We start from the raw sequence: 13,475 nt of genomic DNA on the forward strand, positions 1-13,475 counted from the left end.
CCAATTGCGCAACACCCTGTTCGCGCAAAGGAGCCGCCATGACAACCCCCGCCGAAATCCAGTTCAAAGATGTCGATCTTGACGCGCTGGCCCATGCGCCAGGCAAGGTGGCGGTATTTATCGGTGCCGACGGAAAACTTGAAGCTGGCGCGCGCAAGCTGAACACGCTGACGCGCAAGAGCCTGGCCCGGTTTGTTGCCACGGAAGCCTTTGAAAAAATGGCAATCGGGGATCTTTTCGCGTTGACATGGCCAGCCGGAATAGAAGCGGCCGCGATCCTGGTTGTGAAACTGGGGCGGCGTCCGTCCCAGCAAGAGGCGCGCAAGGCCGGGGCGCAACTGGCCAAGGTTCAAAACGGGGCAGACCTTTTGGTGGTGGCGGGCAGCATTGCGCATGTCGATGAAATTGCCCTGGGGCTGGCCCTGCGCGGGTATGATTTTGACACCCACAAAACCGGGGAAAAGAAACCGGTGGGCGGTGTCACCTTCATGGTGGCCAAGCCCGAAGTCGTGGCAAAACGCGCAGCCCCCATGGCCGCGATTGCCGAAGGCGTGTTCTTTACCCGCGATCTGACCAATGAACCCGCCAATATCCTGACCACCCATGATTTTGCCGCCCGTCTGGCCGCCATGCAGGAACTGGGGCTGGATGTAGAGATCCTTGAAGAAGACGACCTGATAAAATTGGGGATGCGCACCCTTTTAGCTGTCGGGCAGGGTTCACTTAGCCCTTCCAAGGTGGTCGTTATGCACTGGAACGGGGGCGGCGATGACGCGCCGTTTGCGCTTGTGGGTAAGGGTGTTGTGTTCGACACCGGCGGGATCAGCATGAAACCCGCAGCCGGCATGGAAGACATGACCATGGACATGGGCGGCGCCGGTGTGGTGGCCGGTGTGATGCGCACACTGGCACTGCGCAAGGCCCGCGCCAATGTCGTCGGAATCGTGGGGATCGTGGAAAATATGGTTTCGGGGTCCGCCACCCGCCCAGGTGATGTGGTCCGGTCGATGAAAGGCGATACGATCGAGGTGATCAACACCGATGCTGAAGGCCGCATGGTGTTGGCCGATGTGCTGTGGTATGCGCAGGATCGGTTCAAGCCGAAAGCCATGATCAATCTTGCAACCTTGACCGGGGCCATCTTGGTGGCGCTGGGGCATGAAAATGCAGGGGTTTTTTCCAATTCCGACGACCTGTCTGCCGCCTTTATCAAGGCGGCCGGAGCCGAGGGCGAAGGCGCATGGCGGATGCCCATGGGGCCAGCCTATGACGATCTGCTGAAATCTCGTATTGCCGATATGAAAAACGTGGGCGGCCGCTATGCCGGGTCAATCTCGGCGGCGCATTTTTTGCAGCGTTTTGTCAAACCCGATGTGCCGTGGTGCCATCTGGACATTGCTGGTGTCGCCAGCGTGAAAAAGGAAACAGCGCTTGCGCCTGCGGGGGCCACGGGTTGGGGTGTGATGGCCCTGAACCGGCTGATCGCTGATAGATACGAAGACTGACATGGGGCTGGCGTTTTTCTACCACCTGACCGACAGCCCCCTTGAGGCGACGTTGCCGATGCTGATCACCAAGGCGCGCGCGGCTGGTTGGCGCGTGCTGGTGCGCGCAACGGATACAGACCTGCTGAAACGGCTGGATGACGTGTTGTGGCTGGGGCCAGAGGATGGGTTTTTGCCGCATGCCCTGGCTGGTGGCCCAAATGACGCCGATCAGCCTGTGCTGCTGGGCAATGTGGATGCGACCGGATTTGCCTGCGTGATGAGCGTCGGTGGCGCCGATGTGAATGTTGACGAAGTGAACGCGCTGGAACGCACCTGTATTCTGTTCGATGGCCATGATGATGCGGCCCTTGCGCGGGCGCGCGGCCAGTGGAAAAGCCTGACCGATGCAGGCTGCGTGGCGCAGTATTGGGCGCAGGAAAATGGCCGTTGGTTGAAAAAGGCAGAAAAAGGCTAGGGCGCAGTGATCCGCGCCTTACCTGATGCTTTGAAAATACGCAAAGCTGGGGTCAAACCCTTCGGGCAAGGCGGGCGGTGCGGCGCAAGCGGCCAGGATCAACAAAAGACAGGCGGCCCGGATCATCGCGACAACACCAATTCGCCATTTGCAATCTCGATCCGGTCAAAGCGGCTGAGATAGGTCATCCCAAGCAGGGATGCGTCCATTTCCCCGCCATTGACGACCGCAGGCAACTGCCTGTCGATGATTGGCCCCAATGCAACCTTTTCCAGCAAGACCGGTGCCGTGCGCACGATGCCATTGGCGGTGATTGCCGAACCGTAAAACGCCAGATCATTGGCGTTGATCCCGATACGCAGGGCATCCTCGCGCGCCAGCACGACCTGCGTTGCGCCGGTATCGACGACAAAGCGCACTGGTGTGTCGTTTACGTCAAGCGTCAGATAATAGTGCCCGTCCGCACTGCGCGGTACCGCGATCTGGTCGTTGGTGATGATGGCCTGACGACTGGTGACATTGCGGGCGATATCGTTCCACAAACCGTACACGCCGATAACGCCGATAAAAATCAGCACCCAAATGGCGCCCTGTTGCAAATTCTTGCCCAGACTATTGCGATTTGACACGAAAAAAGCTCCGGCAATCGCCGCGCCCAAAAGGCCCAGATAGACAAGCTGCATGATCTGATGACTGGTCATGAAGATGTATATAGGGCTTATCCGCCGATGCCAAAACCCCGCAGGCCATCAAGAATGAATTGCACCGCCAAAGCTGCCAGCAACATGCCCAAAACGCGGGTCACAATGTTCAGACCGGTCTTGCCCAGCGCCCGTTCGATCGCGGGGGCGGCCAGAAAGGATAAAAAGGTGATCAGCAGGATGGCCAACAAAACGCCCGCAATGGCAGCGAAATCTGCCGCTTCTGTAGATTGGCCAGCCAGCAGGATGATCGTTGTAATCGCGCCCGGTCCGACGATCAGCGGCAGGGCCAGCGGAAAGACGGACGGGTCGTCATGGTGTTCTGCCTGCCCTTCGGCGGCATTTTCTTCGCGCCGGGCCTGTCGTTTCTGAAACAGCATGTCCAGCGCTGTCAGGAACAACAAAACCCCACCTGCGATGCGGAAGGCATCCATTGAAATGCCGATAAAGCCCAGCACTGCCTCGCCCAGAAACAGAAACAACAGCATCAGCCCGGCAGACACCACGCAGGCCCGGATTGCGATGATGCGGCGCTGTGCCGCAGTCATCCCTTGGGTCAGCGCGATGAACACGGGCGCCAGCCCCGGCGGGTCCATGATGATGAACATCGTGGTAAAAGCAGCGATCAGGGCGGGCAGTTCGGTCATGGTATCCTGTGTGACAGGGGGGCAATCAAATTTCTAGAAATTTGATGCCTCCGGCGGGAGTTTTCTGGCCAAGATGAAGATCAGGCTTTTTCAGCCTTTTCGAGTTTTTCGAGCGAGGCCATCCACATTGTTTCGGCACGGTCCAGTCCGTCCATCACTTCGGCATATTTCTTGTTCCATGTGGCAAGTTCGCCTGCTTTCGCGTCCTCATAAAGGGCGGGGTCGGCCAGTTTTTTGGCAAGCTTGTCGCGCATGTCGTTGATTTTCTTGACGCGTTCCTCGTTCTTGCGCACATCGGCGCGTAGCGATTGCAGGGCCTCGCGGCTTGGCTTGGGGGCATTGGCGGGTTTGGGTTTATCCTTTTCGCCCGGCTTTTCGGGGTTCAATAGCATCTTGCGATAGGATTGCAGGTCGTCTTCATAGGGGGTGACGTGCCCGTCCTTGACCAGCCACAGCCGGTCGGCGACCATCGACAAAAGGTGCATGTCGTGGCTGACAAGGATCACCGCGCCCGAATAGGCGGTCAGTGCCTCGACCAGCGCTTCGCGGCTTTCGATATCCAGGTGGTTGGTCGGTTCGTCGAGAATCAGCAGATGCGGTGCGGGCAGTGTGGCCAGCAGCAGTGACAACCGCGCCTTTTGCCCGCCAGACAGGTGCCCGACCTCGGTTTCGGCCTGATCGGCGCCAAGTCCAAAACCGGCAAGCCGTGCGCGCAGCCGCGCCTGGCCTTCTTCGGGGCGTTCGCGCAGCAGGTGTTGCAGCGGGGTTTCTTCAATGCGCAGTTCATCGACCTGATGCTGGGCGAAAAAGCCGATGCGCAGTTTGTTGGCCGTTATCATCTTGCCGTGCGCCAGTGGTAGCCGGTCTGACAGCATTTTTGACAGGGTTGATTTGCCTTCGCCGTTGCGGCCCAACAGGGCGATGCGGTCGTCCTGATCAATGCGCAGGTTCAGGTCATGCAGAATGATCTGGTTGCCATATCCCACTGCGGCGCCTTCGGTGGCGATGATTGGGGGGGACAGTTCCTCTGGTTCGGGAAAGGTGAACACGGTGCGCGCGGCGTCTTCGGGCGCGCGGATGTCTTCCATCTTTTCCAACATCTTGATGCGGGACTGCGCCTGTTTGGCCTTGTTCGCCTTGGCGCGGAAACGATCCACGAATGACTGGATATGCGCGCGCTTTGCATCTTGTTTCTTGGCGGCTGACGCCATCAGCGCGCGTTTTTCGGCGCGCTGCTTGGCGAACATATCATAGGTGCCGGTGTAATAGATCAGCCCTTTGTCTTCCAGATGCAGGATGCCGCCGACGGACCGGTTCAGCAGTTCGCGGTCGTGGCTGACGATCAGAACGGTGTGGGGATATTTGACCAGATACGCCTCGAGCCAGAGCGCGCCTTCAAGGTCGAGATAGTTGGTCGGTTCGTCCAGCAACAGCAGATCGGGTTCGGAAAACAGCACCGCGGCCAGCGCCACGCGCATACGCCAACCGCCTGAAAAGGCCGAACAGGGCATTTGCTGTTCTTCGTGGGTAAACCCCAGACCTTTCAGGATCGTGGCGGCGCGTGCCTCGGCTGACCATGCGTCGATATCGGCCAGCCGTGTCTGCACCTCGGCGATGCGGGAGGGATCGGTGGCGGTTTCCGCCTCGGCCAGCAGGGCCTCGCGTTCGGTATCGGCGCGCAGGACCGTATCGATCAGCGACACCTCGTTGCCCGGCACTTCCTGGCTGACACCGCCAATTTTCCAACCACGCGGGATGCTGACGCTGCCGGTATCCAGTACCATTTCGCCCCGGATGATGCGAAACAGCGTGGTCTTGCCCGACCCGTTGCGCCCCACAAGCCCGACCTTGTGACCGGTCGGAATCGTCACGGTTGCGTTTTCGACCAATGTGCGGCCTTCGACGGAATATGTGAGTTCTGAAATCTTAAGCATGTGGGGGCTTTGCCTGATGTCGGGGGTGGCGTCAATCGGGCTTAGCCATGTGTTGGCCACCGGTGGTGGTCATCGTCGATGATCAGCGGATGGGCGTGTTGCGGTGAACCGCCTTGCAGATGCGGGTGGTCAGGGGGCAGATCGTTATGGGTATGTGCGACGACGACCGGGTCGCCCTGTGGCCACAGCCAGAGCGCCACCCCAATACCAAGCCCGCCCACCAGGCCCAAAGCCCCCAGCGTCGTGCCCTTACCAAAGGCCGTCATCATCTGTCCCGCCAGCGGATAGGTCAGCAACCAGCAGGCATGTGACAGGGCAAATTGTGCGGTGAAAACCGCAGGTCGGTCGGCGCTATGGGCCGACCGGCGCAACACCCGCCCTTGCGGTGTCAGCGTGGTGGCATAGCCGATGCCCATCAGTGCCCAAAGGGCCAAAAATGCGCCCCATTGCGGGCTGGTGAACGCCTGGCCGAACATCAGCAGCGTTAACAGAACCGCCCCGCTGATCATGACTGGCCGATCCCCCAGCCGTTTCAGGAGGCGCGGCAGCACCAATGCCGCCAGCATTGACCCGCCGCCAAAGGCTGCAAGTGCGCGCGCCACATCGCCATCTGTACCGCCAAAGCTGGTGCGCACGATGACAACGGTGTTGACGATCACAAAGGCGCCAGCGGCGGCGGCAGTCAAATTCAGTGCCAAAAGCCCGCGCAACCGCGGTGTTGCCAGATAAATCACGATGCCACGCGTCATCCGTTCGTGAAAGGGACGTGCTTTTTGCAGGCTGCGTGGCGGCAGGGCGGTCGCGCTGATCAACATAGCAGAGCCTACAAACCCCAACACGGTGCCGCCAAACAGCCAGTGATAGCTGAAGAACAGCAGCAGCAGCCCCGCCAGCATGGGGCTGACCAGATTTTCCAGATCATACGCCATCCGCGACAGTGAAAGGGCGTTGGCGTAATCATCTTCGTCGTGCAACACATCGGGAATGATGGCCTGAAACGTCGGGGTAAACGTCGCTGAAGCGGTTTGCAGCACAAAAATCGCCAGATAAATGTGCGCCACATCCGTGATGAAGGACAGTGACAAGGCGACAGCCGCGCGGGTCATGTCGGCCGCGATCAGCACCGCCCTGCGCGGCAGGTTTGCGACAAGCGCACTGACCACGGGTGACAGGCCAACATAGGCCAGCATCTTGATGGCATACGCGGTTCCCAACACGGCCCCCGCCGCGCCGCCGGCCAGATCATACGCCAAGAGACCCAGTCCGACCGTCAACAGGCCCGTGCCAGTCAGCGCAACGATCTGGGCGGCAAACAGCCTGCCAAAGATGGGATGAAACAAAAGCTTCCACATCGTTATACGATACTGCGCGTCGCAGGCCTGCGCAATTCGCGGCTTTTCATGGACGGGGCTGCATGATAGGGCGCTGCCATCATGAAACCGGGGCGTTCCCGCAGACAGACAAGAGGCTTATCATGGCGATCCAGCGGACTTTTTCAATCATCAAACCCGACGCGACCAAGCGGAACCTGACGGGTGCCATCACCGCAAAATTCGAAGAGGCAGGGTTGCGCGTTGTTGCATCCAAGCGGATTCAACTCACCTTGGCGCAAGCGCAGCAATTTTATGGCGTCCACAAGGACCGCCCCTTCTTTGGCGAGTTGTGTGAATTCATGGTGTCCGAACCCATCGTCGTCCAAGTGCTTGAAGGCGAAGACGCGATCATGAAAAATCGCGAAGTGATGGGGGCCACCAACCCTGCCGACGCCGCCCCCGGCACGATCCGCAAGGAATTCGCGCTGTCGATCGGCGAAAATTCGGTCCATGGATCGGATGCGCCCGAAACCGCGGCAGAAGAAATTGCATTCTTCTTTTCCGGGCTTGAACTGGTCGGATAAGTCGGGGCTGACCCCGGCCTATGGGGTGATCTGACATGCATCGCACCGCCCGCTGCCATTGGCGCGGGCGGTGTTCATTTAGGTGCGGGGCGCACGCCGATCCGGTTCAGCATACGTTCCAGTTCTGACTGGTGGGGATCACAGATGCGCGTTTTGATCGCATCGAATTGCCGGCGCAATACGGTTTTTTCATGGCCTTTGCAGTCGTTCCACGGGCGCCCTTGCAACGCCATATGCAGCACATAATAACTGATGAAATGCGGCTTTGCGCCCTGTTCCAGCAAGCGAATATAGGCCGCATCTGCGCCCAACGCGTGCAGTTCTTCAGCGGTCATGACGCCTGCGGCCTGTAACGCCTTTTCAAACGCAGGGCCAATATTGCGGATGGTGGTCAACGCGGCCATATGCGCAGTCTAGCAAGCGGACAAAGAAAAACCAGCAAGGTAAGCTGCATCATTGGGGAGGACAATCATGCAAAGCTTGCCCTTGCTGGTTCCAGGGTCCGCCAGCCGGTCAGATGCTGGCGAAATCGGTAAACACGGTTTTTTCTGGTTTGCCCACTACCTGCTGGGCCGCTGGTGCGGTTGGCGCCGGGGCAGGTTTCGGCGTGTCCGTGGTCGGCTTTGAAGTGGCCATCGTGTCGTATCCTGATCGAGTTATTTTTTGATGATAGCAGATGTAAGCGATTACAGCACGCATGTTTGCGCGGCAAGCGCGATTGCTGTGGCAAAAATGCGACTTTGGGTTGGGTTTATGTTTTCCCGCGCCGTGGTGTCGTCTGCCCGCCCTTGCTGGGTGCCTTACGCGGCTTGGCTTTGCCGCCGGGGGGGACAAAGCGTTTTGACGTGTCTTTGGCGCTTGCCTGTGGCTTGCCGCTGCTGGCCGCGTCGCGCGGTTTTGAATCGGATTTATAGGCAGGTTTGCCTGGTCTGCCGGGTTTTCCCGCCGCCGGCTTGCCTTTGTAAGGGGGCTTGCCGGGGCGTTTTTCGACCAAGGCGTCGCCGTGATCGCGGCGTTCCTTTTTCTGCGCAGGATTCTGGCGCGGTTTGCGCGGCGCAGGCCTGTCATCCGCGGCACCGGGGATCGGTTTGATCGGGGCCAGATCGTCTTGGGCGGATGGGGGCGGCGGGGACTGATCGCGCGGCGCATGGCGTTTTGGTTTGGCAGGCGCGCTGTCGTCATAATCACGCTTGGTCTTGCGCGGGCCGCGTTCGCCCAGTTGTGGCGGGCCATCAAGCGCGGATAATGTCGCCTGATTTTCCAGCTTCATGTCGCTGCCGATGGATTTGAGAAAGTCAGCGACGGCGGGTTCGGAAATTTCAATAAAGGTTTCATTGGGCTGGATACGGATCGCACCGATTTCGTTCTTGGTGATCCCGCCCGCCTTGCAAATCATCGGCAACAGCCAGCGCGCCTCGGCTTTGCCGTCCCGGCCCACATCGACGCTGAACCAGCGCGACGGACCAAAAGACTGGTGTTCACGCGGGGCGCGTTCCTTGGTGGGCGCGGCGGGGCCATCTTTGTAATCGCTCAGGTCTTCGGGTGCGGATTGCTTGCCCGCATAAAGCCGCAGATAGGCAGCGGCGATTTTTTCCGGTGCATGGGTGGCCAGCAGGCGGGCTGCAAAGGCCTGTTCGTTTTCGGTGAAATCCATCGACCAGACCGGATCGGTCAGCAGGCGCTCTTCGTCACGCGCTGTGACCTCTTCTGCCGTTGGGGGCAGGGCCCATGTGGCCTGTAATTTGCCCCATGTAAGCAGGTTCTGCGCGCGCCGTTTCATCTTGGCGGGCACGATCATCGCCGAAATCCCCTTGCGGCCTGCGCGCCCTGTCCGACCAGAGCGGTGCAGCAGGGTTTCGGCATTGGTGGGCAATTCGGCGTGAATAACCAGTTCCAGATTGGGCAGGTCAATGCCGCGCGCGGCCACATCGGTGGCAACACAGACGCGCGCGCGCCCGTCGCGCATGGCTTGCAACGCGTGCGACCGTTCGGTTTGCGACAGTTCCCCCGAGAGCGCCACAGTGGCAAACCCACGGTTGGCCAGTCGCGTGGTCAACCGCGTGACCGAGGCGCGGGTGTTGCAGAACACGATGGCGTTGGGCGCATCATAATAGCGCAGCACGTTGATGATCGCGGCGTCGATGTCGTGGTTGGCCACAGACAGCGCGCGGTATTCGATATCGGCGTGCTGGCTTTCCTTGGCGGTGGTGGCCACGCGCACCGCGTCACGCTGATAGGATTTTGCCAGCTTTGCGATCATCGGTGGCACGGTGGCCGAAAACATCAATGTGCGGCGGTTGTCGGGGGCTTCGCTGAGGATGTATTCAAGGTCTTCGCGAAAACCCAGATCAAGCATTTCGTCGGCTTCATCCAGCACGATGGCGCGGATATCGGACATATCAAGGCTGCCGCGCATGATATGATCCTTGAGCCGCCCGGGCGTCGCAACGACCATATGCGCACCGCGATCCAGCGCGCGCCGTTCGTCGCGCATATCCATGCCGCCAACACAGGATGCCATTGTCACGCCTGCGCTGGCATAAAGCCATTGCAATTCGCGTTTGACCTGAAGGGCCAATTCGCGCGTTGGTGCGATCACCAGCGCCAGCGGGCGACCGGCCGGGCCAAAGGTGCCGTCTTCGGTCAGGATCGTCGGGCCGATGGCGAGGCCAAAGCCCACGGTTTTGCCCGAGCCCGTTTGCGCAGAGACCAGCAAATCCTTGCCTTCCAGCGCGGGGTCGGTGACAGCGGTTTGCACCGGTGTCATCTCGGTATAGCCCTGTTTGGCAAGAGCAGCGGCAAGGGTCGGGATCATCGTGGTCATGTTTGGGCTTTCCGGGCGAATAAGTCCTGCGCACTACGCGTGTCGCAGGTGTTTGTATAGGGGCAAAGCGCGTTGTTTCATAGGGCGGGATATTTCGGGGCTCTGCCCCGGACCCCGGGATATTCATGCGCGCAAGAAGCAAAGGCGCGGGGTGTCAGGCCGCAAACCAGGCATCTATCCGGTGGCGCAGGGCGTTCCAGATTGCAGGTGCGCCGCGTTCCACCTTGACCCCGACGCGCGCTTGCAACTGGGCGGCCGTAACGTTGAAGGCCGGCCAGGTGCCACCGTCTGTTTCCAGGTTTGCAATGACCGGCTGCACCCGGTCGATGGATTTGGCAAAAATGGCATCATCGGTTTCGGCGGCTTCGAATTCATCCCACAGGGCGCGGAAGGCCAGAGCCTGATCAGGTGGCAAGAGGTGAAAGATGCGGTTGGCGGCGGCCTGTTCGATCCTGGCCATTTCGGCGGGGTCATGATCGCCGTGAATGGGGCAGTCGCCAGCGTCGATTTCGACCAGATCGTGAATCAATAGCATCTGGATCACCCGGGCGATATTGACCGGTTTGACAGCGTGTTCGGCCAGCACCATGGCATAAAGCGCGATATGCCAGCTGTGTTCGCCCGAATTTTCGCGCCGGGATGCATCACATAGCGTGGTTGCGCGCAGGGTTGATTTCAGTTTGTCCGCTTCTGTCAGAAAAGCCAGCTGTGCCGTGATCCGTGTCATTGTTCAGCGGGTCACGCGGCGCGGCATATTGGGCGCGGGCGCGTCAGGGTGGCTTGGCTTTGACATTGGCGGGCCTTGGGGGGCGGCGTCCTGCGGCGCTGGCGCGTCGGCGGCGGGGGCGTCACCGGCATGTTGCAGCGGGGCCGGTTTGGGTTTCGGCGGCGGGGCGTATCCGCTGGCGGCACGCTGTGCGAGGATTTCGCGGGCGCGTTCCTCGGCGCGGCGGACGCGCACTGCTGTCAGATAGCTTTCCTGAAGGGTCTGGGACGACGCGCCAAGAACTTCGCCGATCATGTCAACAATGCCGATATCGCCCGACGCCTTTTGATCGGCCAGCGCCAGATCAGCCAGTTCATTTGCGACCTTGTCAACATAAGCGTCAGCCATCCGCTACCTCGTTGTTTCTGTCAGGCGGCGTTTGACGTAGGATTTCACTGTGCTGATCATCGGGTCCATATGGGGGTCTTCGAAAAAGTGACCTGCGCCTGCCATTTCATCATGGGTGACGGTGATGCCCTTTTGTTCGTGCAGTTTGTTGACCAGGCTGACAGTGTCTTGCGGCGGGGCGACACGGTCGTTTAATCCGTTGATGATCAGGCCGGATGCCGGGCAGGGGGCCAGGAAGCTGAAATCATACATATTCGCCGGGGGGCTGACTGAAATGAAACCGGTGATTTCGGGGCGGCGCATCAGCAGCTGCATCCCGATCCACGCCCCAAAGGAAAAACCTGCAACCCAGCAATGTTTGGAATTGCTGTTCATGGATTGCAGATAGTCCAGCGCCGATGCGGCATCTGATAATTCGCCCACGCCCTGATCGTATTCGCCCTGCGACCGGCCCACGCCGCGGAAATTGAACCGCAACACGGTGAAGCCCATGTTATAAAAAGCATAATGCAAGTTATAAACCACGCGGTTGTTCATGGTCCCGCCAAACTGCGGATGGGGGTGCAGAACGATCGCAATGGGTGCGTCGCGGTCTTTTTGGGGGTGGTAACGCCCTTCAAGGCGCCCTTCGGGTCCGGGAAAAATGACTTCGGGCATGCGGGTTCCGTTATTGCTGTGGGCCATGCAAATTCTTGACGAAAATGCTCAGGCACATTAGAAAGATTCTAAATCCGGGATTTATTCCTGATCTGTGGCTTTTGATGAAGTAATCACGCAGCCGCGTCGCGTCAATGGAGTCGCCCGATTCCGCAACAGGAGAGAGATCATGAAGCTGAGCACCAAAGGGCGCTATGCCATGGTTGCGCTGGCCGATCTTGCCTTGCAACCCAAGGACAGCCTGGTGAACCTGACCGAGATTTCCAAGCGGCAGGATATTTCGCTGCCCTATCTGGAACAGTTGTTTGTAAAGCTGCGCCGCGCCGGGCTGGTGGATTCGGTGCGCGGGCCGGGCGGGGGGTATCGGCTGGCGCGGCCTGCGTCGGATATTCGTGTTGTTGATATTCTGGCGGCGGTGGATGAAACCGTTTCGGCCATGCACAAGGGGGCCGGTGTATCAGGGGGCACCTCGGGCAGCCGGGCGCAATCGCTGACCAACCGATTGTGGGAAGGATTGAGCGCGCATGTCTATGTGTTTTTGCACCAGGCGCGTTTGTCGGATGTGGTTGACAATGGTCTTGCGCCTTGCCCTGCCGTGCCTGCCTTGTTCGAGGTCGTCGATGATGACTGATGCAGAGGGGGCGCTGCCCCCGGCCCTTGCGGGCCTCCCCCGGAGTTTTCTGGCCAAGATGAAGCCATGAGAGCCTATCTGGATCATAACGCCACAACCCCGCTGCGGGCCGAGGCGCGCGCGGCAATGCTGGCGGCAATGGATGTGGTGGGTAACCCGTCGTCGGTGCATGCAGAAGGGCGCAAGGCAAAGGCGATTGTCGAGCGCGCGCGCGCGCAGGTGGCAGATGCCGTGGGCGCATCAGGAGCGGATGTGGTGTTTACATCCGGGGCGACAGAAGCCGCGGCGCTGGCACTGGCGGGGCGCGGTTTGCGCGGGGCACCGATTGAACATGATGCGGTTCATGCCTGGGTTGATCCAGTTTTGCCGGTGGTGGATGGCCGGGTGATTGTGGATGATCCGGCGCAATCGGTGGTGCAGCTGGCCAATTCCGAAACCGGAATATTGCAGGCACTGCCCGCCGGATTGGCTGTGTCGGACATTACGCAAGGATTTGGGCGCGTGCCTTTTGCTTTTTCATGGGTCGGTGTCGGCATGGTGTTTTTGTCGGCGCACAAGTTTGGCGGCCCCAAGGGTGTGGGTGCATTGGTTTTCCCTCAAGGCACGGATATAGCTGCGCAAATTCGGGGTGGTGGGCAGGAAATGGGGCGCCGGTCAGGCACCGAAAACGTGATCGGCATCGCCGGAATGGGGGCGGCGGCCATCGCGGCGCAGGCTGATTTGGCCGCAGGACGCTGGGAACGGGTTGCACAACTTAGAAATATTCTAGAAAAGGCCATTGCTGACACTGAAAAGGGCACTATTTTTGTCGGGAAAGAAAATGACCGTTTGCCCAACACCAGTTGTTTTGTCACGCCGGGGTGGAAAGGCGAGACGCAAGTGATGGCGATGGATCTGGCGGGGTTTGCCGTATCGGCGGGGTCGGCCTGTTCCAGCGGCAAGGTCAAGACAAGCCGCGTGTTGCGCGCTTTGGGATTGAACGATGATCTTGCGGCCTGCGCATTGCGCGTGTCGCTGGGGATCGCCACGACAGAAGATCAGGTTCTGCGTTTCGCAGAGGCCTGGACGAAAAAACGGGCGCGTATGGCTGCCTGATGGAAGGAAGAAC

The 13,475-nt window shown here is 59.8% G+C and carries 14 protein-coding genes; 5 read left to right on the forward strand and 9 right to left on the reverse strand.

Going from position 1 to position 13,475, the window contains the following annotated elements; translation table 11 throughout:
* The first annotated feature begins 38 nt into the window (after positions 1-38).
* Positions 39-1,505 carry a leucyl aminopeptidase gene (locus IBX59_RS04480; protein ID WP_296372840.1) on the forward strand — a complete coding sequence of 489 codons (1,467 nt, stop codon included), beginning with the start codon at positions 39-41 and terminating at the stop codon, positions 1,503-1,505.
* 1 nt (position 1,506) lies between these two features.
* Positions 1,507-1,962 (forward strand): DNA polymerase III subunit chi, encoded by a 456-nt coding sequence (locus IBX59_RS04485; RefSeq protein ID WP_296372842.1) that lies wholly within the window; start codon positions 1,507-1,509, stop codon positions 1,960-1,962.
* A 122-nt stretch (positions 1,963-2,084) separates the two neighbouring features.
* On the opposite strand, the gene IBX59_RS04490 is transcribed toward IBX59_RS04485, so the two are convergent.
* The 4 genes from IBX59_RS04490 to IBX59_RS04505 form a co-directional block, all read right to left on the reverse strand.
* Positions 2,085-2,663 (reverse strand): TIGR02281 family clan AA aspartic protease, encoded by a 579-nt coding sequence (locus IBX59_RS04490; RefSeq protein WP_296372843.1) that lies wholly within the window; start codon positions 2,661-2,663, stop codon positions 2,085-2,087.
* A 17-nt stretch (positions 2,664-2,680) separates the two neighbouring features.
* Positions 2,681-3,310: a MarC family protein gene (locus IBX59_RS04495; RefSeq protein ID WP_296372845.1), complete on the reverse strand. Its 630-nt coding sequence runs from the start codon at positions 3,308-3,310 to the stop codon at positions 2,681-2,683.
* A gap of 80 nt (positions 3,311-3,390) precedes the next feature.
* Complete coding sequence (locus IBX59_RS04500) at positions 3,391-5,244, reverse strand: ABC-F family ATP-binding cassette domain-containing protein (protein ID WP_296372848.1); 1,854 nt, start codon at positions 5,242-5,244, stop codon at positions 3,391-3,393.
* Positions 5,245-5,285: 41 nt separating this feature from the next.
* Entirely contained in the window at positions 5,286-6,596 is a 1,311-nt protein-coding gene (locus tag IBX59_RS04505) for an MFS transporter (RefSeq protein ID WP_296372850.1), read from the reverse strand.
* 122 nt (positions 6,597-6,718) lie between these two features.
* Here IBX59_RS04505 and ndk point away from each other — a divergent pair, with 122 nt between their 5' ends.
* Positions 6,719-7,141, forward strand: coding sequence for a nucleoside-diphosphate kinase (ndk, locus tag IBX59_RS04510; RefSeq protein ID WP_296372852.1), 423 nt, complete (start codon positions 6,719-6,721; stop codon positions 7,139-7,141).
* 74 nt (positions 7,142-7,215) lie between these two features.
* Here the strand turns inward: ndk and IBX59_RS04515 are convergent, their stop codons facing one another.
* The 5 genes from IBX59_RS04515 to IBX59_RS04535 all read right to left on the reverse strand — a co-directional run bounded on the left by IBX59_RS04515 (position 7,216) and on the right by IBX59_RS04535 (position 11,736).
* Positions 7,216-7,545, reverse strand: coding sequence for a TfoX/Sxy family protein (locus tag IBX59_RS04515; RefSeq protein WP_296372854.1), 330 nt, complete (start codon positions 7,543-7,545; stop codon positions 7,216-7,218).
* A 347-nt stretch (positions 7,546-7,892) separates the two neighbouring features.
* Complete coding sequence (locus IBX59_RS04520) at positions 7,893-9,956, reverse strand: DEAD/DEAH box helicase (protein ID WP_296372900.1); 2,064 nt, start codon at positions 9,954-9,956, stop codon at positions 7,893-7,895.
* Positions 9,957-10,119: 163 nt separating this feature from the next.
* Positions 10,120-10,692 carry an HD domain-containing protein gene (locus IBX59_RS04525; RefSeq protein WP_296372855.1) on the reverse strand — a complete coding sequence of 191 codons (573 nt, stop codon included), beginning with the start codon at positions 10,690-10,692 and terminating at the stop codon, positions 10,120-10,122.
* Positions 10,693-10,695: 3 nt separating this feature from the next.
* On the reverse strand, positions 10,696-11,079 hold the full coding sequence (locus IBX59_RS15160) for a hypothetical protein (protein ID WP_367119357.1): 384 nt from the start codon (positions 11,077-11,079) through the stop codon (positions 10,696-10,698).
* Between the two features lie 3 nt (positions 11,080-11,082).
* Complete coding sequence (locus IBX59_RS04535) at positions 11,083-11,736, reverse strand: alpha/beta hydrolase (protein WP_296372857.1); 654 nt, start codon at positions 11,734-11,736, stop codon at positions 11,083-11,085.
* A gap of 169 nt (positions 11,737-11,905) precedes the next feature.
* Between IBX59_RS04535 and IBX59_RS04540 the strand changes: the two genes are divergently transcribed.
* Together IBX59_RS04540 and IBX59_RS04545 are read left to right on the forward strand one after the other, a co-directional pair.
* Positions 11,906-12,367, forward strand: a complete 462-nt coding sequence (locus IBX59_RS04540) for an Rrf2 family transcriptional regulator (RefSeq protein WP_296372859.1) — start codon at positions 11,906-11,908, stop codon at positions 12,365-12,367.
* 66 nt (positions 12,368-12,433) lie between these two features.
* On the forward strand, positions 12,434-13,462 hold the full coding sequence (locus IBX59_RS04545; RefSeq protein WP_296372861.1) for an aminotransferase class V-fold PLP-dependent enzyme: 1,029 nt from the start codon (positions 12,434-12,436) through the stop codon (positions 13,460-13,462).
* The last annotated feature ends 13 nt before the right edge of the window (positions 13,463-13,475 follow it).

The sequence above is a fragment of the Yoonia sp. genome (assembly GCF_014859355.1).
Taxonomy (GTDB): domain Bacteria; phylum Pseudomonadota; class Alphaproteobacteria; order Rhodobacterales; family Rhodobacteraceae; genus Yoonia.

Bases quoted from the DNA above. Each gene is read 5' to 3' on its own strand.
- IBX59_RS04520 (WP_296372900.1), bottom strand. From the start codon at position 9,956: ATGATCCCGACCCTTGCCGCTGCTCTTGCCAAACAGGGCTATACCGAG.
- IBX59_RS04500 (WP_296372848.1), bottom strand. From the start codon at position 5,244: ATGCTTAAGATTTCAGAACTCACATATTCCGTCGAAGGCCGCACATTG.
- IBX59_RS04525 (WP_296372855.1), bottom strand. From the start codon at position 10,692: ATGACACGGATCACGGCACAGCTGGCTTTTCTGACAGAAGCGGACAAA.
- IBX59_RS04480 (WP_296372840.1), top strand. From the start codon at position 39: ATGACAACCCCCGCCGAAATCCAGTTCAAAGATGTCGATCTTGACGCG.
- IBX59_RS04515 (WP_296372854.1), bottom strand. From the start codon at position 7,545: ATGGCCGCGTTGACCACCATCCGCAATATTGGCCCTGCGTTTGAAAAG.
- IBX59_RS04540 (WP_296372859.1), top strand. From the start codon at position 11,906: ATGAAGCTGAGCACCAAAGGGCGCTATGCCATGGTTGCGCTGGCCGAT.
- IBX59_RS04485 (WP_296372842.1), top strand. From the start codon at position 1,507: ATGGGGCTGGCGTTTTTCTACCACCTGACCGACAGCCCCCTTGAGGCG.
- IBX59_RS15160 (WP_367119357.1), bottom strand. From the start codon at position 11,079: ATGGCTGACGCTTATGTTGACAAGGTCGCAAATGAACTGGCTGATCTG.
- IBX59_RS04535 (WP_296372857.1), bottom strand. From the start codon at position 11,736: ATGCCCGAAGTCATTTTTCCCGGACCCGAAGGGCGCCTTGAAGGGCGT.
- IBX59_RS04490 (WP_296372843.1), bottom strand. From the start codon at position 2,663: ATGACCAGTCATCAGATCATGCAGCTTGTCTATCTGGGCCTTTTGGGC.
- IBX59_RS04505 (WP_296372850.1), bottom strand. From the start codon at position 6,596: ATGTGGAAGCTTTTGTTTCATCCCATCTTTGGCAGGCTGTTTGCCGCC.
- IBX59_RS04545 (WP_296372861.1), top strand. From the start codon at position 12,434: ATGAGAGCCTATCTGGATCATAACGCCACAACCCCGCTGCGGGCCGAG.
- ndk (WP_296372852.1), top strand. From the start codon at position 6,719: ATGGCGATCCAGCGGACTTTTTCAATCATCAAACCCGACGCGACCAAG.
- IBX59_RS04495 (WP_296372845.1), bottom strand. From the start codon at position 3,310: ATGACCGAACTGCCCGCCCTGATCGCTGCTTTTACCACGATGTTCATC.